Here is an 18,276-nt window from a genome sequence, read left to right as displayed (position 1 = left end):
CGGTTGTTTTGTCCTCAGCCTCAGCCTAAAGGGCGGCTTTTTTTATCCTTCTCTCAGTAATCGCATCGGCGATGTTCTGGTGACCTTTCGCGTGCCTGCCAGTCCCAGCAACATCACGACAACTGCAGCACCAAGCGCAGCGAGCACCAGCGGCCATAGCGGCGGCACGAAGCCTTCGATATGAAACACCGCGCGTCCCAGCCACCAGCCGGTACCCGCGGCACCGAGCGCTGCGGTCAGGCCGGCGACGAGGCCGAGCAAGGCGAACTCGCATGCGGCGGCGGCGCGTAGTTGCGCGCGGCGTGCACCCAGCGTACGCAGCAGGGCGGCCTCATGTCTTCGCTCTGCGGCGCTGGCTGCCAGCGCCGCAGCCAGTACGAGCGCACCGGCCAGCAAGCTGAAGCCCAGCACCCAGCGCACGGCGTGGCTGACCCGGTCGACGATTTCGCGCACGCGGTCGAGCAGGGCATCCACATCGATCAGGCTGAGGTTGCTGTAGTCGCGCGAGAGTTTCGCCAGCGACTCGGCATGTCCTCGTGGCACGTAGAAGCTGGCGATCCAGGTATGTGGCAGGTCGCTGGCGTGCGCTGGATCCAGCAGCAGGAAGAAGTTGACGCGGAACGAACTCCAGTCCACTTGCCGGATGCTCGTCACCTTGGCGTCGATGCTGCCTTCGCCAATGCTGAAGCTCATGATGTCGCCCACCTTCAGCGCAAACATGTCGCGCCACATGGTGTCGATGGAGATCTCGGGCTGTGCAGGTTGCGGCCCGGACCAGGCACCGGCGATCACCTGATTGGAAGGCGGCAGCTTGCCGGCCCACGACAGACGCAGCTGGCGGTCGGCCCATTCCTTGGCGCGCTCGTCCTTGAAGCTGAGCTGGTCGATGGGATGACCGTTGATGCCGGTCAGCTTGCCCACGGCCAGCGGCAACATGTTGAGCTGCTGGCCGCCGATGCCGGACAGCGCTTGCTCAAAAGCGGGTCGCTGGTCGTCCTGCAGGTTCAGCACGAACCAGTTCGGTGTGTCGGCGGGCAACTCGCGCCGCCAGCCTTCCAGCAGCGCGGGGGCCACGATGGCCAGCAGCAAGAGCGCGACCAGGCCGAGGCTGAGTGCGGTGGCCTGCAGAAGACTCATGCCGCGTCTGCGCGCCAGCGCTGCCAGGCCGAGCCGCAAGGCCGGATGTGCGCCCGGTGCCACGCGTCGTGCCACCCATAGCAGCAAGGCCGCCAGCAGCGCGGCGATGGCCGCGACGCCGAGCAGGCTGACGGCGAGGATGCCTGCCATGCGCGCCGAGCCGCTCTGACTCCAGATCAGCACCAGGGCAACCGCTACCGGGATGACATACAGCGCATCGAAACGTCGCACCTTGCGCGCCATGCTTTCGCGGAACACAGCGACGGGCGGCACCTCAGCCAGGCGTGCCAGCGGCGGCAGCGCGAAGCCGGCCAGTACAGCCACGCCCATTGCCGCGGCGGCGAACGCGGGCGCGAGCGGTAGCGCCACGGGGACACTGGTGAACAGCGTGCTGGCGAAGACCCACGCGCCTTGCGCAATACCCAGCGCAAGCACGATACCCAGCAGTGAAGCAGGTAAAGCCAGCGCACCCAGCGTGCCCAGCAGCAAGCCAAGCACGCGCCGACGCGGTGTACCGAGTGCGCGCAGCAACGCAACTTCATTGGTCTTGCGCCGTGCATAGCGCTGCGCGGCAAGTGCGATTGCCACACCAGCCAGCAGTGCGGAGAGCAGAGCGGTGAGTCGCAGGAAAGCACTGGCGCGATCGAAGGCCGTGCGCATGCGCTCCTGGGTTTGCTCGGGTGTAATCAGTTCCGCGCCTTGCGGCAGGCTTTGTGTCTGCGCCCAAGTGCGCCAGCGCGCCACCGCGGCCGGATCGCCGGCGATCAACAAACGATGACGGGCACGGCTACCGGTGCCGAGCAGGCCGACCTGTTCGGCATCGCCGAGATTCATGATCGCGCGCGGTGCGAGAGCGAACAGTTCGCCGCCATCGGGCTGGCGCACCAGCTCAGCGGCGATGCGCAGATCGCGGCCGCCGAGCTGCACGTGGTCGCCAGCTTTCAGATTGAGTGCTACCAGTGCGCGATGATCGAGATATACGTCACCCGGCGCGGGGCCGTGGCCAACGTAGTCGCCTTGCGCGGCGTTGCGTAGTTCCAGCTTGCCGCGCAACGGATAGTCATGGTCGCTGGCCTGTACATCGAGCAGCTGGCTTTGTTCGTGCGCAAACGCCACGCTGGGGAACCCTGCGCCACGTGTGGTGGCGAGACCGTACTGACGCGCCTGCGCGGCATAGTTGTCGGGCAGGTTTTGCGGCGAACTGATGCCGAGGTCGCCGCCGATCAGCTCGGCAGCATTCGCCAGCATGCCGCGCTCGATGCGCGTAGCGAGCGTGGCGACCACGCCTAATGCAACGACAGCTAGAGTCAGCGAAGCGGCCAGCGTTCGCAGCTCAGGCAGATGCCACTCGCGGCGCAAGCTGCGCAGAGCGAGCCACAGCAGCCTCATGCGGTCAGCTCCGCCGGGCCGCGGGTGATCACCCGGCCTTCGTGCAATTCCACCCGGCGCGCGCAGCGTTCGGCGAGCAGGGGATCGTGGGTGACCAGTACCAAGGTGGTGCGGTGATCATGGTTGAGTGCAAACAGCAGATCGCTCACATGGTGGCCCGTGCGCTGGTCGAGATTACCGGTGGGCTCGTCGGCGAACAGTAGGCGCGGGCTGTGCACGAACGCCCGGGCGATCGCCACGCGCTGCTGCTCGCCACCGGAAAGCTGCGCGGGGTAATGGCGGCGGCGCGGACTCAGGCCCACGGCATCCAGTGCGGCGCGCGCGCGGCTTCTGGCGTCGTCGCTGCCTTCCAGCTCCAGCGGCAGCATCACGTTTTCTTCCGCCGTCAGTGCCGGCAGCAGATGAAAGGACTGGAACACGAACCCCACCAGGCGGCGGCGCAGGTCGGCACGGGCTTCTTCATCCAGTTGCTGGAGCGCGTGACCATCCAGCGCGATATGCCCGCTGCTCGGCGTATCCAGCCCGGCCAGCAGGCCGAGCAGGGTGGTCTTGCCGGATCCGGAAGCGCCGACGATGGCGAAGCTCTCGCCCGTGTGCACCTGCAGAGTTACGCCGCGCAGGATGTCCAGCTGCCCCTCGGGCCCGCGTACCGACTTGCTAACATCGCGGGCATCGAGAAGAACCTCGCTTACCAGATCGGCGCTACCAAGCGCGGGAGAAGAACCACTCATGCGTCGTATCCTTTGGCTTCTGCTGTTGCTGTGTTGCGCTGGCGCCGTGCGGGCTGCGCCTTCGAAGGCCGTGCTGGTACTGGGCGACTCCCTTTCCGCCGCGCACAACATTGCGACCGAACAGGGCTGGGTGCATCTGCTGGAAGTACGTCTGGGACAGATGGAGCCGGGTTGGACAGCGATCAATGCCAGCATCAGCGGAGAAACCTCGCTGAGCGGCCGCAACCGGCTACCGGCGCTGCTGGCCAAGTACAAGCCGGCGGTGGTGGTGATCGAGCTGGGTGCCAACGATGGCCTGCGCGGCCTGCCGCTGGTGGCGCTGCGCGACAACCTGGCCAGCATGATCGATGCGGCCCAGCATGCCGGAACCAGGGTCTTGCTGCTGGGTATCGAGCTGCCGGTGAACTATGGACCGCAGTATCGGGACGGTCTGCGTACGGTTTACGCGGACCTCGCCGGGCAGAAGCGCACCGCTCTGGTGCCATTCCTGCTCGATGGGGTCGCCCTCGATCCCAAACTGATGCAGGACGACGGCCTGCATCCGACGGCGGCGGGTGAGCCCAGGGTGCTGGACAACGTGTGGGGTGGTTTGCGGCCGCTGCTGCGGTGAAAGGATGTGGATCGGCTGGCCCCGTAGCCGAGAACCCGTCATTCCGGCGAAGGCCGGAATCCAGTCCAGTAATTCGTGCAAAGCACTCAACACCGCTTTTGTGTGCTTCGCACGCATACCTCACTGGATGACCAGCTTCGCTGTTGTGGAGCTCCTCCGGCCTTCGCCGGAATGACGGGTTCGCCAGGCATTTCACCCGGGCCGATCTTTGTTGTGAAAGCGTCTTCACATATTGCTCACCCGGCGCGAAGGTAGCCTTCACCTATGTGAAGACCGATCGCGGAGGCAGGGATGAGTTCTCGTGACGAACAAGCCGGGCTGATCCTTCTGGTGGAGGACAACCGCCAGATTGCCGAGATGGTCGGCGAATTCCTGGAACGCCGGGGCTACTCGGTGGATTACGCCGCTGATGGTGTCAGCGGCCTGCACTTGGCTGTCTCCAACAGTTATGACGTAGTGGTGCTCGACTTGATGCTGCCGGGCATGGATGGCCTGGAGGTTTGCCGCAAGCTGCGCAAGGAGGCCAAGAAGTCCACCCCGGTGCTGATGCTCACCGCGCGCGACACGCTGGAAGACAAGCTGGTCGGCCTTGAAGCCGGAGCTGACGACTATCTGGTGAAGCCGTTCGAGGTGCGCGAACTGGAAGCGCGCCTGCGTGCGTTGATCCGCCGCGATCGCCGCCAGGTGTCGACCGAAGTGCTGACCGTGGGCGACATGACGCTCGACACCGCTACGCTGCGTCTGGTGCGTGGTGGACAGGAGCTCACCGTGTCGCCGATCGGGCTTAAGCTGTTGGCGATCCTGATGCGCGAATCGCCGCGCGTAGTGAGCCGGCGCGATATTGAGCGCGAGATCTGGGGCGATACCTTGCCCGACTCGGACACCCTGCGCTCGCATCTCTATAACCTGCGCCGCGTGATCGACAAGCCCTTCGATCGCCCGCTGCTGCATACCATCCACTCCGCGGGCTATCGCTTGGCCGATCTCGAATCGGAAGCGGCCACGGCCACGTGACCGCTTCGCGCGCCGTCATGAAGTAACGATGACTCCCCGAGCTTTTCCGACAGGGGGGAACGCGTTCCGCCGCGACGCGTTCCATCGCCGCTTGGCATGGATTTTCGGGCTGCAGATGGTGGCTGTGGTCGCGGTCTGCCTGCTCGGCATGTATGGATTGGCCCCCATTCCGCTAGCGGTTCTGCTGCTGGTGGCGATCTGTGTGCTTACGTGGCTGGTGACGCGGCGCCAGTGGAAAGAAGTGCGCTGGCTGGCGCGCGCGGTCAAGACCTGGGATGAGCACAAGCCGGACCTCGGCCAATGGCAGCCGGGGCAGCTACCGCGTCAGGCCGACGCCGACGTCGCGGTGCTCGCACAAGGCCTTTACACCTTTGCCAGCCGCATCGCCGGCTACAACCAGCGCGAACGCAACTTCACCCGCGATGCCAGCCACGAACTGCGTAGCCCGCTCACCGTGATCAAGATGTCCGCCGATATGCTTGCTGATGAGCCTGCCCTGGGCGAGTTCGGGCAGCGGTCGGTGCAGCGGATCAAGCGCGCCACGCGCGAGATGGAAGCGCTGGTCGAGGCCTTGCTGATCCTTGCGCGCGAATCCGACAACGGACTCACCGAAGAAGATTTCGTGGTCAACGATGTGCTGGAGCGCGAATTGATCGACGCGCGCGAATTGCTGGAAGGGCAGCCGGTAACCCTGCGTCTGGACGAGCCGGCGCGGTTCGCACTGCATGGGTCTCCGCGAGTCTTTGCGGTGCTGTGCTGGCAACTGATTCGCAATGCCTGTCAGCAGGCCGAGCAGGGTGTGGTGGTCATTACCGTGTTGCCTGGTGCGGTGACCGTTACCAACCGCATTGACGTGGACACCTACAAAGCGGATCGCCACGGTTTCGAGCTGGCGATTGCACAGCGCATCAGTGAACGTTTCGCCTGGCCGCTGGAGTTGCAAACGCGCGACGGCAAACACCACATCGCACGCATCCGTTTTCCCAAGCCATTACCGGCGAACGTGTAGGAGCGCACCCTGTGCGCGAAACGGCCCGAAAGGGCCGTGTTCTCGCCGTGCCAACCGGCAATCCTTGCCGGTTGGTCGCGAACAGGGTGCGCTCCCACCGTGTTTCTCAGGCAGCCTGCAGTTTCGGTGACACGGTGAAAGCGCAGCCGGTCTTCGTCTTCACTTCATCCACCGTCACGCCTTCCTGCAGTTCGATCAGAGTCAGGCCCTTACCCTTGGCCACTTCGAACACGCACAGGTCGGTGATGATCAGATCGACCACCTGTTTGCCGGTGAGCGGCAGGTCGCATTCGTCCTTGATCTTGGGCGAGCCATCCTTCGCGGTGTGCTCCATCAGCACCACCACGCGCTTCACGCCGCTGACCAGATCCATCGCACCACCCGGGCCTTTCACCATCTTGCCCGGCACCATCCAGTTGGCGAGATCGCCGTTACACGACACTTCCAGGCCGCCGAGGATCGACAGGTCGATATGGCCGCCGCGGATCATCGCGAACGATTCGGCGCTGGAGAAGAAGCTGGAGCCGGGCAGGGTGGTGATGGTCTGCTTGCCGGCGTTGATCAGATCGGGATCGACGTGTGCATCGTCCGGGAACGGGCCGATGCCGAGCAGGCCGTTCTCCGACTGCAAGGTCACGTCGATGCCTTCTGGAATGTAGTTGGCCACCAGGGTCGGAATGCCGATGCCGAGGTTGACGTAGAAGCCATCCTGCAATTCTTTCGCGGCGCGTTGTGCCATGGCCGTGCGGATCGGGCTTTCTTTACCGGTGTTGGCGCCGGCAACTGTGCGGAACTCGATGCGCTTTTCGTACGAAGGCCCCTGGATGATGCGGTCGACGTAGATGCCGGGTACGTGAACCTCGTCCGGCGCCAGTGCGCCCACTTCGACGAGCTCTTCGACCTCAGCCACGCAGACCTTGCCGCAGGTGGCGATCATCGGGTTGAAGTTGCGTGCGGTCTTGCGGAACACGAGGTTGCCGAGACGATCGCCCTTCCATGCCTTCACGATCGACACGTCGGCGTGGATGGCTTCTTCCAGCACGTATTCCTTGCCATCGAAAACCTTGGTTTCCTTGCCTTCGGCCAGCTTGGTGCCGAACGCGGTGCGCGTATAGAAACCCGGGATGCCGGCACCGCCGGCGCGCAGCTTCTCGGCCAGCGTGCCTTGCGGCACCAGATGCAGCTCCAGTTCGCCGGCCAGCACTTGGCGCTCGAATTCCTTGTTCTCGCCCACGTAAGAGGCGTAGACGCGCTTCACCTGCCGCGTCTTCAGCAGCGGACCCATGCCGAAATCGTCCACGCCGGCGTTGTTGCCGACGATGGTCAGCCCCTTGGTGCCGGCCGCCAGCAGTGCGGCGATCAGATTTTCGGGAATGCCGCAGAGGCCGAAGCCGCCCGCGGCGAGGGTCATGTCGTCGAACAGCAGACCGTCCAGAGCCTGCGCCGCGCTTGCATAAACCTTGTCCATTGCGATGCCTTCTTGCAGGGAGAGCCAGCTACCTAGGATACGACGGATCGGTGACCGCTCATGCTGTACCAAGGTCGCAGCCATCCAGACAAGAGCTTAGAACCACGATCTGCAAGCAGTATCGAGGACACTTGACGGTTTCGTTTACGCGTGTAAATGTAGATGTCACTTACACGTGTAAACGGTGCGCCATGTCGATCAGTGAAGCCGAATCCGTGGTGATGGAAGTGCTGTGGCGGCAGGCGCCGCGCAGCGCCGAGGAAATTCTCGCCGAAGTCGGGCCACAGCAAGGTTGGCAGGAGGGCACGGTGAAGTCCCTGCTCAATCGCTTGCTGAAAAAGAAAGCGGTAAAAGCGGAACGTGAAGGTCGTCGCTACCTCTACATACCGCGGCTGACCCGCGAACAGTACGTATCGCAGGAAAGCAAAGGGCTGCTTGACCGCCTGTTCGACGGCCGGATTGCGCCGTTGGTGGCGCATTTCTCCGAGCAGCACAAATTGAGCCGCAAGGATGTCGCCGATCTGAAGAAGCTGCTTGAGGAGCTGGACGATGACCAGCTCTGAATGGATGTCGCGGCTGTGGCTGCTGCAGCTCGCCTTTACGTTGGCCGTGATGGCCGTGCTGTTGTTGCGACGGCCATGCCGCCGATGGTTGGGCGCTGAACGCAGTTTCCAGCTTTGGATGTTGCCGCCGCTGGCGATGCTGATGAGCCAGCTGCCACATTCGACGGCACACGCGGCTGCATCACCGACATTCGTGCTTACCATCGCGACGGCTGGCGGTGCGTTTCCTGTGGTGCCACAAGCGACAGTGTCTTTCGATTGGCGCACTGCCGTGGTAGCCGTATGGCTGATCGGAATGTTGGCAGTAGGTGTGTTGGGATGGTTTGTTCAATCGCGCTATCGTCGTCGACTGCGGAGCGCCACCCTAGAGCCTGGGTTATCCCACTGGCCAATCTTGGTTGCCGTAGAGCCAGGGCTTGGTCCCGCGCTGGTCGGCGCCTGGCGTCCTCACATCGTCTTGCCCGCAGATTTCGCGACACGTTATGACCAACGGGAGCGAGCACTGATCCTGGCCCACGAAGAGGCGCATGCCCGTCGGCGCGATGGCTTGTGGTCGTTGTGTGCGATTGCCGTGGTCGCTGTGTGCTGGCCACATACTCTGGCATGGCTGGGGTGGCGCCTGTTTCGACAGGATCAGGAACTGGCCTGCGATGCGGCAGTCATGCGCGATCACCATGGCTATCGCCGCCAGTACGCCCAGGCAATGTTGAAAACCCTGTCCGAAGCCAGCGCGCTGCCGGTGGGCTGCGCGTGGTCTCCACGTCATCCACTCACGGAGCGTATTGCCATGCTGAAGGAAAAACCGAGTCTGACCCGTCATCGCTTGGGCGGGTTTGTTGTAGCTCTCTGCGTCAGCACGCTGGCGGGCATGGTGTATGCGGCCACGCCGGTAGCGTCGGAAGGAAACAATTCGCCATCGAGCCACTACAGCCTGAAGATGGATGTGGCCTATAACGGCGAAGCGCCGGAAACGCACTTCACTCAATGCCTCAAACCCGGGGAGTACGCCACGATCAATGGAAGCGCCACTGGCATACCGGCTTGGAGCGGACGTTTCATGGTGGTTCCCGCAGAAGGTGGGCAGCTGGAAATACAGGGCGACCTGAGCGGTGGCACTTTGAAGGAAGCGGTACACCCCAAGGTACGCAACCCGTCTGGCCAGACTGCCACCATTGAGGTGGGTGAAGTGCATCAAGGTGACGCGAAATCCGGTCGCTCAATCAGGATAGATGTCACAGCTCGCCTGGGTTGTTGAGACATTCGGCTGAGTACGGCGGCGCAGCTGGCTATACTCGCCCCGACCATCCGGGGAGAGTGATCCGTGAAGTTGCGCCGCCTGTTTATTGCCATTGCCGCCCTTGGAGTTGTCGCCATGAGCCATGCCGCTACACCGGTGCTGGTGATCCACGGTGGCGCCGGTGTGATCAAGCGCGAAATGAATCCGGTCCGCGAGAAGGCGGTGCGTGCGGCGCTGACCCAGGCGCTGCAGAACGGCTATGCCCAGCTCAAGGCCGGCAAGCCGGCGCTCGATGCGGTGGCGGCGGCGATTACCGTGCTGGAGAATGACCCCAACTTCAACGCCGGCAAGGGCGCGGTATTCACTCATGACGGCAAGAACGAGCTGGATGCGGCCATCATGGACGGCTACACGCTGAAGGCTGGTGCGATCGCCGGCGTGCATCGCGTGAAGAACCCGATCCTGCTGGCGCGCGCGGTGATGGACAAGAGCAAGCATGTAATGCTGGTTGGCGAGGGCGCCGAGGCGTTTGCGAAGGATGCGGGTGTTGAATTGGTCGATCCCTCGTACTTCCGCACCGACGAGCGTTGGCAGCAATTGCAGAAGGCGCTGAAGGAAGATGCGGCACGCAAGCCGCATGCGGACGTGGAGACGGCCAAGCATTTCGGCACAGTGGGCGCGGTAGCTCTGGATGCGCAGGGACATCTGGCGGCGGGTACGTCCACCGGTGGCATGACCGACAAGCGCTGGGGTCGCGTGGGCGATTCGCCGCTCATCGGTGCTGGCACTTATGCCAACAGTGGTTGCGCTGTGTCGGGTACGGGCTGGGGCGAGTACTACATCCGCACCGTGGCGGCGCACGAAATCTGCATGCGTGTGACGCAGATGCGCGTGCCGCTGAAGCGCGCCGCGGCGGAAGTGATCAATCAGGAAATCCCGTCGATGGGTGGCAATGGCGGAGCTATTGCGCTGGATGGCGACGGCAATTTCGCCATGCCATTCAATACCGATGGCATGTATCGCGGCTGGATCGGCGCGGATGGTGTACCGCATGTCGCGATCTTTGGCGACGAGGACGACGGCACCGGTGATCCGCTGCCCGCCACTGAGTCGAGCAGCGGATCGTAATTTCACTGTGTAGGAGCGCACCCTGTGCGCGAAACGGCCCGACAGGGCCGTGTTTTCATCCCGCTTCGGCAAAAGCGCGGCCCTGTCGGGCCGTTTCGCGCACAGGGTGCGCTCCTACGGGATCGACTTCAGCTTGGCGGGGGTGAGTTCGCCGCTAATGCCGAGCCGCGTGCCATCCGCACGGATCACCAGTGTGCGGGGCGTTTCGCCACCCCAGTTCGGATCGATCAGGTAGTTGATGCGCTCAGGCGTGGCATCCGTGTAGGCGCGTGCCGGCCATGCATCCATGGCGGCGCTGTGCAGGCGTGCCGCGATCATGTCGCTTTGATCGATGCTGTCGGTGGCGATGGTGATCAGTTCGATCGTGTCGGGTTGTGCGCGTTGCAATCGTCCCAGTGCTTGCAGGTTCGATTCGCAGTAGGCGCAGTCCAGCGCCCAGATCGCCAGCACGCGTATACCGTGCGAGGGCGGCTTGAGCAGAGTGGCGACATCCTCCGCACGCAGCGCGGTGGGCGATGCAGCTTGCGCAACTATCGGTAAAGCCAAGGCGAGCAGACATAGAAGCCGGTGGATCATAGGGCCTCCGTGGGCACCAGACGGAACTCCGCCGCAGTATTCCAGGCGACGAAAGCGCGGCCTTGCCACAACAACAGCTGCGGTGAGGCGCTCGCGCCCGGGGTATTGGCGATCTGCCGCGCTTCATCGAAATGCTCGCCGCCATCGCGTGAGGTGCGCAGCATGAGCTCGTAGCCATGCGCGTTCACCTGGTTCCACACGACCCATACCTCACGGCCGTTAACGGCGATATCTGCATGGCTCGCGCCGGCACCCGCGATGGCCAGGGCATGCTTGGGCGCATGGCCGGGATCGAGTTGGCCATACCAGACGGTGGGCTGGTTCTTTGCCTCGTACCACACCGCGTGGCGCACGCCGTCGCCGCCGATGGCGAGGCCGGGACCATGATGCGGGCAGCCGGCAATCTGCCACTCGCTGAAGGTGGCGCGCTGGGCTTCGCTGGGACGGCCATCGCCGTGCAGCACGGCATAGGCGTGGTCACGGATGTTGTCGCCATAAATGCCGCGGAAGAATGCGCCGATCTCGCCCTGCGGCGTACGTGCCATCGCGATGCGGCAACATTCGCAGCTCTGGTCGGTCAGCTTCTGCTCCGTTGCGAAGCTGAGGCCGCCGTCGCTGGAGACGCTGGTATAGATTGCCGCGCCGAGATAGGGCTTGCCCTTGGCCGTGGCCGCTTCGAGATCGCGTTTGTCGATCCACGCCATCACGATGCGGCCCTGGCCATCCACCGCCATGGCGTCGAAGCGATGCGTGATCTCGGCGCGGTCGTGATGCACGGTGATCGGCGCAGAGAAATGCGCGCCGCCATCGGTGGAGCGGGCGAAGCGTACGAAGCCGGTCCATGGCTTGGCGCGCGGTTGCGACCAGCTCACATACAACGCGTTCTGTTTGCCGAGCGCGATCTTCGGCCGGTTCTCGCCTTCGGCGTAGATCGGCTCGGCGGTGGCATTGACCAGCACCGGCGGACTCAGCGTGCGACCGAAATCGTCCGAGTGACGCAACCTGACGTGGCCATCCGCGGCGTCCACCAGCCACAAGCGGCCATTGCCGTCGATGGTGGCGCTGGCGCCCAACTCCGGCCCCTTGGGCATGGTCATGCCCTGGTGACCTTCATGCGCCATCAGCACCGGAGCGATCAGGCAGAACAGGGGGGCGATGAATTTGCGCATGGATGGCCTTTGGTTTTGCGGCTGGCGCGAATGTGTCAGTAATCCCAGCGCGCTTCCGCGAACCAGGTGCGGCCGGCATAAGGATGGTAGACCCAGTAGTGCTCATTGGTGAGGTTGTCCACACCCATGGATACCGTCCACTGCGGCGCAAAATTCCAGCGCAGCTTGGCATCGGCCACAGTGAAGCGACTGACCGCGCCGTAGGTGTTCACGAAATCGCTGTTGTCCAACGTGCCGTACTGGCGGCCCGAGTGACGGATGGCGAGCGACGCATCCCATCCTGGAGCGAAGCGGTAGTCAGCCACGATGGTGGCGCGTACTTTGGGAATGCGTGGAAACCACTTGCCGTTCGCCAGCGGGTACTGGCGGTCGTCGAGCGTCTTGGCGTTGTTGAAGGCGACGCTGGCTTGCAGGTCGAGGCCGGGTGTCCAGACATCGGTCAGGGCGATCTCGCCCTCGATACCGCGCATGCGCACCTTGTCCACGTTCTGGATGTTGGTGACTGTCGGCGTGACGGTGATGTCGGTTTGCGAGTACAGCGAGTCGGCAATGCGATCCTGGAACACCGAGACACGCCAATGACCGTGGTCGAGATGGCGCAGCAAAGTGAGGTCGGTCGACCAGTCGCGCTCGGGGCGCAGATTGGGATTGTTGTTGACGATGGCATTGGCCGAGATGCTGCCCTGGAACAGTTCGTTGACGGTGGGATAGCGCACCGCCTTGCCGCTGGCCAGGCGCAGCTGCCAGTCGTCAGCGAAATCCCAGCTCAGCGCGGCCTTGGGCGAGAAGTCGGTGCGCTGGCGATCGGCATAGCGCACGCTGGTATTGGCGTTGGCGCGCAGGCCATCGTAGGCGCGCCATTGTTCCCAGCGTCCACCGAGGGTGAGGGCCCAGGCCGGGGCGAAGCTCCATACGTCCTGCAAATACGCGGCGTAGGTGCGTGTGCGACCGCCGAAGGCGCTTTGTTGCGGTCCGTCCGCGTTGCCGCGCCAATCGTTGGCGTTGTTCACGCGCGAATCCAGTATGTAGCGATCGCCATGCAGGCCGGCGTAGAGCATGTGCTGCTCGCCGAGCGGGCCGGAGCTGCGCAGATCCCAGGTCTCCCAGCCCGAGCCGCCCATATCGGCCACGGTGCCAGGACCGCCGACAGCGCCGATAGGTGGAGTAAGACTGGCCGTGCGCTGCTGCGAACGCAGGAAGTCGTACTTGCTGCCGACCGCGGTCCAACGCCAACCGTTGTCGAAACGGCCGTTGAGTTCCACGCCGTACAACGCATGCGTCTCGTGCGTGGCGGAGGGCGCCAGGCCGCTGGCCGGCAAGGTCCACGTCTGGCCGAGGGCGCTGACCACGCCGGTATAAATCGGGCGGCCACTGGCATCGCGGATCAGGCTGCGCGTGCGGTCCTCGGCATGGTTGTGCCACCAGCCCAGGGTGAACAGCGCGGCGATATGATCGGTGATATCCACCCCTACCTTGAGCTTGGCCTGCGTCTGCTCGGTGTGCTCGATGGTGTTGGCGCCGTAGACCAGGCGCGGCGTGCCGTTGGGGTTGCGGTCCAGCGTGGCGCCTTGCACCGGCACGGCAAGCTTCGCGTTGCCGCCGGCTTTGGCGGTGGCGTACTGCATCGGCTGGCCGTTGTTGTCCAGCTTGTTCACCGCGAGCATCCAGCTCCAGCGGCCCTGTTTGTTGCCGAGCGTGGCGGCGATGCTACGGCCGTTGTAGCGGCCGCTGCTGCCGTAGCTGTCGCTGAAATCCTGGCTCATGAATTGCGCGCTGGCGCTGGCGACGAACTTTTCCGGCAGACGAGTGTGGATCAGTACCGTGGTGCCCATCGAGTTGCCGGGATACAGCGCGGAGTAGGGGCCGTACAGCACGTCGACGGCGCCGATTTCTTCCGGTGCCACCATCCCCCAGCGCGGTGCGCCGTCCCAGCCATTGGTCATCAGGTTGGAGAGCAGCAGACCGTCGGCGTAGACCAGGCTGCGCGCACTCTGCAGCGTGCCGGCGTTGCGGCCGCTGATCACCGCGTTGGGATCGCCGATGTAGCGTTTACGCACCTGGATATTGGGTGCGTATTTCAGCGCGTCCGAGCTGTCGGTGACGTTGTGCTTCAGCAGCTGGTCGCGGGTGACGTGTACCTGCACCGCCGGTGTTTCCGTCACATGCGTGTCGCTGGCATGGACGCGTACCGCTTCCAGCGTGGTCGATTGCTGGGGATCGGCGGCAAAGGCCGGGCCGGCGAAACTGCCGGCGATGGCGAGCGCCAGCGTGCACAGACGGTGCGGAGAGGTGTTCAACGGCATACCCTGGACCATGGTCAAGGGTTGGCAGCATAGCCCTACGCTGATAACGGAAAAGGTGGCGCGATGTCGCAGCGGTGCCGCGATGGCGTGGGGTAATCAGCTTTCGCCGTCGGGCCGCTCGCGCACCGGGTGCTTGCTGAGTTTGCGCTGCAGGGTACGGCGATGCATGCCGAGGCGGCGGGCGGTCTCGGAGATATTGCCGTCGCATTCGGTGAGCACGCGCTGGATGTGCTCCCATTCCAGGCGGCGCAGGGCCAGTGGGGCTTCCGGCGCGTCCAGCACTTCATCGTCTCCGGTGGCGCTGTCGCCATCGAGCAGGGCGCGCACCACGGCGTCGGCATCGACGGGCTTCGCCAGATAATCGTGTGCGCCGCGCTTGATCGCTTCGACCGCTGTGGCGATGGAGGCGTAACCAGTGAGCAGCAGCACGCGCATCTCGGGCACCAGCGACTGCAACTCGGGAATCAGCCGCAGGCCGTTCTCTTCACCCAGCTTCAGGTCGAGCACGCAATAGCGCGGATGATGGCGCCGGGTCAGCGCGCGCGCCTCGTCGGCATTGCTCGCGGTGATCACCTCGAAGCCGCGCGAACTCAGGGCCCGCGCCAGGACGCGCGCGAAGGTGGCGTCGTCGTCGACGATAAGCAGGGGCTGGGCGGGCTGATCGCTCATGGGGCCTCCGGAACAGTGCGGACTATTGTCGCGCATCGTTGACGCAGGGAGGGGGAGGCGCGACGAAGTGTCCTTCGTCCTTTGAGCGGACCGCTACTCCTCGGTGCGGGCCGCGATCACGGCCAGGGGCAGGCGCAGGTGCATCTCCGCGCCATCCAGGGTGTTGTTGGCGGTGAGTTCGCCATTCAGGCGCTCGGCGGTGGCCTCGGCCAGGGCCAGCCCGAGGCCCAGGCCGGTCTGTTTATGCGATTCGCCGATCACTGCCAGTTCGCCGGTGGCCGCAAAGCCGGGTCCGTGATCACCGACGACCAGCTCCAGCCAGCCGCCCTCGCGATGCGCACTGAGCGATACCGCCTGCGATTGGTTGAGTGCCGACGCGTCGACCGCGTTGTTCAACAGATTGAGCAGGGCATGGCGCAGACCCGGCGGTGTGCGCAGCACGGTGCGTGCGGCATCGCCATCCAGCTGCACGGTCAGCTCTGCTTCGGGCCGCAGCAGCTGGAAGCGTTCCAGGCAGCTATGGATAAAGGCGGCGAGACTGAGCTGCTCGGGTTCCTGTGATAGCTGTGCTTTGCCGAACGCCACCATCTCGCGAAGGATGGTGCGGCAGCGCTCGACCTGGTCTTCGAGCAACTGAAGGTCTTCACCCAGTGCGGTATCGCCTGCGTGTTCGCGGCGCAGTTCTGGCAGCAGGGTGCGCATGGTGGAGAGCGGTGTGTTGAGTTCGTGCGCGGCGCCGGCCGCCTGGGTGGCGATGGCGAGAATGCCTTCATCGCGCAGTGCACGCTCGCGTGCGCGCTGTACTTCGAGCTGTTGCAGGCGCACGGCGCGCGCCAAGCGGTTGATGAAGAAGCCGAGCAGCAAGGCGGTGATGACGAAATTCACGCCCATGCCAGCAACGTGCAGGGAGAACCCGGCGGTAGCGTGGTGCTGTATCGGCACCGGCAGCGGCACGTACCAAAGCAGTAGCACCACGTAGGCGACGCCGGCGAGCGCGGCCACTTCCAGGATGGCCGGCACCGATAGCGCCGCCGCACTCAAGGCGATCGGCACCAGCAGCAAAGTGACGAAGGGATTGCTGGCGCCGCCAGTGAAGTACAGCAAGTACCCCAGCACCAAGGTATCGGCGGCGACATGCAGCACGGTTTCCCATTCGCGCACCGGCCAGGGCTGGCTGAGGCGCCACGCGGCGAATACGGCAAAGACCGCGAGCATGCCGATGCCGACCAGCAAAGGCAGCAGTGGAATCGCCAGCTGCATCCACAAGGCGCAGACCAGTACCGCCACACTTTGTCCCGCGATGGCGCAAATGCGCAGCCAGGCCAGGGTGCGGGTTAGGGCGCGGGGCCCGATGCGTTGCTTCAAGCGGCGCTGGTTCATGGGGCGGGATTCTACGGTGTCCGCCAGGCCTCCATGGCAAGAGACCCGATGTCTGCGACGTCGGGTCTCCGGGGTTCACTCTTCGCTATGCACGGCAGGCAATGCCGTACGCGATTCGGCGTGACTGGCCGAGAGCTTGTTCATCAGCGGCAGCATGACCACGGCGACCACGGTGCAGGCAATGCCGACGAAGCCGAGCTTGTTGAACAGGCTGATGTAGATCGGCAGCGATTCGACCGGATTGCTGATGTGCTCCGGAATACTGGCCAGGTTGGCCACCACGCTGCCCAGATACTGCGAGATGCCGACGGCGACGTAATACGCGCCCATCATGAAACCGCCCATGCGCGCGGGCACGTAGCGGGCGATCATGGCCAGACCCAGGCCGCTCACCAGCAGTTCGCCCAGCGAGTAGAGGCCGTAGCCCCAGATCATGGTCCAGGAAGACACCTGGCCATCGACCGCGCTCATGGCGCCGAGACCGTACATGAAGAAGCCCACGGCCACAGCGGCGAAGCCGAGCGCGAACTTGAACGCCACCGAGGGATCCTTGCCCGCCCGCCCGAGGCCGTTATAGATGAAGACCAGCACGGGACTGAGGATCACGATCCAGATCGCGTTGAGGTTCTGATACTGCTCGGGAATCCAGGTGAACAGATGTGCGCCGAACATCTCGAACGACAGGTTCACGTTGTTCTGCGCAAACAGATTCAGCGAGGTTGCCATCTGCGCGTAGAAGATGAAGAAGAAGATCGTCTGCACCGTCAGCACCAGAGCGGCGATCAGGCCGGCGCGCTCGCTCTTCTGGCTGATCCAGATCAGATAGGCAAAGATGCCCAGGATCACCACGCCGGCAAGGATTACCGCGCCCTTGGCGATCGACAGGCTCTGCAGGATGGCGGCCGCGATAAACACCATCGCCACCGAAGCCACCAGCACGGCCGCCACGCGCGCCAGGCTCAAGGGCTTCTCGTCGGCCGGTGAACCGATGTGCGCCAGGGTGCGGTGCATCAGCACATAGTTGCCGAGGCCCAGTACCAGGCCGACCGCGCACGAACCGAAGGCGGTGTGCCAGCCCAGTGCGTCGCCGTAGTGTTCGCCCACGTAGTTGCGGATCCACGGGGTAGCCGTCATCGACACCATCGAACCGATGTTCACCGCCATGTAGTAGATGGTGAAAGCGCTGTCGATGCGGGTGTCGTCACCCTCGTAGATTTTGCGCACCAAGTTGCCGGCGTTGGGCTTGAAGAAGCCGTTGCCGACCACGATCACACCGAGCGCGCAGTACAGCAGGGTGGGATTGTTCGAAGGAATCCACAGCATCGCGTAGCCCAGCGCCAGCACAATGGCACCGACGATCATGGTGCGGCGCGTGCCAATCAGCTTGTCGCCGACCCAGCCGCCGATGGCGGGAGTGGCATAAATCAGCGCCGCCGCGGCGCCCCAGACGAGGTTGGCCTTGCTGTCGACGAAGCCCAGCTTCTTCATCATGTAGGTGACCATCAACACCTGCATGCCGTAGAAGCCGAAGCGCTCCCACATTTCGATGAGGAAAACGGTGCTGAAGGAGCGCGTCTGCGAGACGGGCGGATTCTGGATTGCCATACGAACGATTCCGAACGCGGTCTTGAACTACGACCGCGTTGCGGCCGACCCTGTCGTGGGCCTTACGAAAACCACAACCGGTCAAGCGTAACGCATCTGTCACGGGGTGCGGTTGCACCGCCGTACGCGAAATCCTGCGATGGAGCAAAGGCTTGCGAGTGTCTACGACCGAGATCCTTGCCCTGGCGGGCCCTGTGGCATCATTACAGGCTTATTGCCAGCACTTTTCGGACGTTTCGGAAAGCTTGGCTGGCTCGGTTTATTGCCGCAGCGCACGCGGCCTATTGA

The 18,276-nt window shown here is 64.0% G+C and carries 15 protein-coding genes; 6 read left to right on the top strand and 9 right to left on the bottom strand.

Annotated elements, in window-relative coordinates:
* Positions 1-42 precede the first annotated feature (42 nt).
* Positions 43-2,526: an ABC transporter permease gene (locus BM338_RS10490; RefSeq protein ID WP_090450816.1), complete on the bottom strand. Its 2,484-nt coding sequence runs from the start codon at positions 2,524-2,526 to the stop codon at positions 43-45.
* Positions 2,523-3,257, bottom strand: coding sequence for an ABC transporter ATP-binding protein (locus tag BM338_RS10485; protein WP_090450815.1), 735 nt, complete (start codon positions 3,255-3,257; stop codon positions 2,523-2,525). Before BM338_RS10485 ends, BM338_RS10490 begins: the two co-directional genes overlap by 4 nt.
* On the opposite strand from BM338_RS10485, the gene BM338_RS10480 reads away from it, so the two are divergent.
* From BM338_RS10480 to BM338_RS10470, 3 genes are all read left to right on the top strand, one after another.
* On the top strand, positions 3,256-3,867 hold the full coding sequence (locus BM338_RS10480; protein ID WP_090450814.1) for an arylesterase: 612 nt from the start codon (positions 3,256-3,258) through the stop codon (positions 3,865-3,867). The genes BM338_RS10485 and BM338_RS10480 overlap by 2 nt on opposite strands.
* A gap of 291 nt (positions 3,868-4,158) precedes the next feature.
* Positions 4,159-4,881, top strand: coding sequence for a response regulator transcription factor (locus tag BM338_RS10475; RefSeq protein WP_090450813.1), 723 nt, complete (start codon positions 4,159-4,161; stop codon positions 4,879-4,881).
* Positions 4,882-4,909: 28 nt separating this feature from the next.
* Positions 4,910-5,890, top strand: a complete 981-nt coding sequence (locus tag BM338_RS10470; protein ID WP_090450812.1) for a sensor histidine kinase — start codon at positions 4,910-4,912, stop codon at positions 5,888-5,890.
* 106 nt (positions 5,891-5,996) lie between these two features.
* Here the strand turns inward: BM338_RS10470 and BM338_RS21860 are convergent, their stop codons facing one another.
* Positions 5,997-7,358 (bottom strand): 3-oxoacid CoA-transferase, encoded by a 1,362-nt coding sequence (locus BM338_RS21860; RefSeq protein WP_090450811.1) that lies wholly within the window; start codon positions 7,356-7,358, stop codon positions 5,997-5,999.
* 191 nt (positions 7,359-7,549) lie between these two features.
* On the opposite strand from BM338_RS21860, the gene BM338_RS10460 reads away from it, so the two are divergent.
* The 3 genes from BM338_RS10460 to BM338_RS10450 all read left to right on the top strand — a co-directional run bounded on the left by BM338_RS10460 (position 7,550) and on the right by BM338_RS10450 (position 10,286).
* Entirely contained in the window at positions 7,550-7,921 is a 372-nt protein-coding gene (locus BM338_RS10460; protein ID WP_090450810.1) for a BlaI/MecI/CopY family transcriptional regulator, read from the top strand.
* Positions 7,908-9,176, top strand: a complete 1,269-nt coding sequence (locus BM338_RS10455; RefSeq protein ID WP_090450809.1) for a M56 family metallopeptidase — start codon at positions 7,908-7,910, stop codon at positions 9,174-9,176. The genes BM338_RS10460 and BM338_RS10455 overlap by 14 nt, the downstream gene beginning before the upstream one ends.
* A gap of 66 nt (positions 9,177-9,242) precedes the next feature.
* Positions 9,243-10,286, top strand: coding sequence for an isoaspartyl peptidase/L-asparaginase family protein (locus BM338_RS10450; RefSeq protein WP_255367262.1), 1,044 nt, complete (start codon positions 9,243-9,245; stop codon positions 10,284-10,286).
* Positions 10,287-10,400: 114 nt separating this feature from the next.
* Here BM338_RS10450 and BM338_RS10445 read toward each other — a convergent pair whose 3' ends face one another.
* From BM338_RS10445 to BM338_RS10420, 6 genes are all read right to left on the bottom strand, one after another.
* Positions 10,401-10,862, bottom strand: a complete 462-nt coding sequence (locus tag BM338_RS10445) for a thioredoxin domain-containing protein (protein WP_255367261.1) — start codon at positions 10,860-10,862, stop codon at positions 10,401-10,403.
* On the bottom strand, positions 10,859-12,031 hold the full coding sequence (locus BM338_RS10440) for a sialidase family protein (RefSeq protein WP_090450807.1): 1,173 nt from the start codon (positions 12,029-12,031) through the stop codon (positions 10,859-10,861). The genes BM338_RS10445 and BM338_RS10440 overlap by 4 nt, the downstream gene beginning before the upstream one ends.
* 35 nt (positions 12,032-12,066) lie before the next feature.
* Positions 12,067-14,328, bottom strand: a complete 2,262-nt coding sequence (locus tag BM338_RS10435) for a TonB-dependent receptor (RefSeq protein WP_255367260.1) — start codon at positions 14,326-14,328, stop codon at positions 12,067-12,069.
* 102 nt (positions 14,329-14,430) lie between these two features.
* Entirely contained in the window at positions 14,431-15,003 is a 573-nt protein-coding gene (locus BM338_RS10430) for a response regulator transcription factor (RefSeq protein ID WP_090450805.1), read from the bottom strand.
* Positions 15,004-15,096: 93 nt separating this feature from the next.
* Entirely contained in the window at positions 15,097-16,383 is a 1,287-nt protein-coding gene (locus BM338_RS10425; protein WP_090450804.1) for an ATP-binding protein, read from the bottom strand.
* Positions 16,384-16,458: 75 nt separating this feature from the next.
* Entirely contained in the window at positions 16,459-17,988 is a 1,530-nt protein-coding gene (locus BM338_RS10420) for a peptide MFS transporter (RefSeq protein WP_090450803.1), read from the bottom strand.
* Between the last annotated feature and the right edge of the window lie 288 nt (positions 17,989-18,276).

The organism is Dyella sp. OK004 (assembly GCF_900114495.1).
Classification (GTDB): domain Bacteria; phylum Pseudomonadota; class Gammaproteobacteria; order Xanthomonadales; family Rhodanobacteraceae; genus Dyella_D.
This window is presented reverse-complemented; position numbering and strand designations above follow the sequence as displayed.

What these genes read in the sequence shown, in the direction of transcription:
- BM338_RS21860 (WP_090450811.1), bottom strand. Translation starts at nt 7,358, where the DNA reads ATGGACAAGGTTTATGCAAGCGCGGCGCAGGCTCTGGACGGTCTGCTG.
- BM338_RS10445 (WP_255367261.1), bottom strand. Translation starts at nt 10,862, where the DNA reads ATGATCCACCGGCTTCTATGTCTGCTCGCCTTGGCTTTACCGATAGTT.
- BM338_RS10490 (WP_090450816.1), bottom strand. Translation starts at nt 2,526, where the DNA reads ATGAGGCTGCTGTGGCTCGCTCTGCGCAGCTTGCGCCGCGAGTGGCAT.
- BM338_RS10420 (WP_090450803.1), bottom strand. Translation starts at nt 17,988, where the DNA reads ATGGCAATCCAGAATCCGCCCGTCTCGCAGACGCGCTCCTTCAGCACC.
- BM338_RS10475 (WP_090450813.1), top strand. Translation starts at nt 4,159, where the DNA reads ATGAGTTCTCGTGACGAACAAGCCGGGCTGATCCTTCTGGTGGAGGAC.
- BM338_RS10440 (WP_090450807.1), bottom strand. Translation starts at nt 12,031, where the DNA reads ATGCGCAAATTCATCGCCCCCCTGTTCTGCCTGATCGCTCCGGTGCTG.
- BM338_RS10480 (WP_090450814.1), top strand. Translation starts at nt 3,256, where the DNA reads ATGCGTCGTATCCTTTGGCTTCTGCTGTTGCTGTGTTGCGCTGGCGCC.
- BM338_RS10460 (WP_090450810.1), top strand. Translation starts at nt 7,550, where the DNA reads ATGTCGATCAGTGAAGCCGAATCCGTGGTGATGGAAGTGCTGTGGCGG.
- BM338_RS10470 (WP_090450812.1), top strand. Translation starts at nt 4,910, where the DNA reads ATGACTCCCCGAGCTTTTCCGACAGGGGGGAACGCGTTCCGCCGCGAC.
- BM338_RS10425 (WP_090450804.1), bottom strand. Translation starts at nt 16,383, where the DNA reads ATGAACCAGCGCCGCTTGAAGCAACGCATCGGGCCCCGCGCCCTAACC.
- BM338_RS10485 (WP_090450815.1), bottom strand. Translation starts at nt 3,257, where the DNA reads ATGAGTGGTTCTTCTCCCGCGCTTGGTAGCGCCGATCTGGTAAGCGAG.
- BM338_RS10455 (WP_090450809.1), top strand. Translation starts at nt 7,908, where the DNA reads ATGACCAGCTCTGAATGGATGTCGCGGCTGTGGCTGCTGCAGCTCGCC.
- BM338_RS10430 (WP_090450805.1), bottom strand. Translation starts at nt 15,003, where the DNA reads ATGAGCGATCAGCCCGCCCAGCCCCTGCTTATCGTCGACGACGACGCC.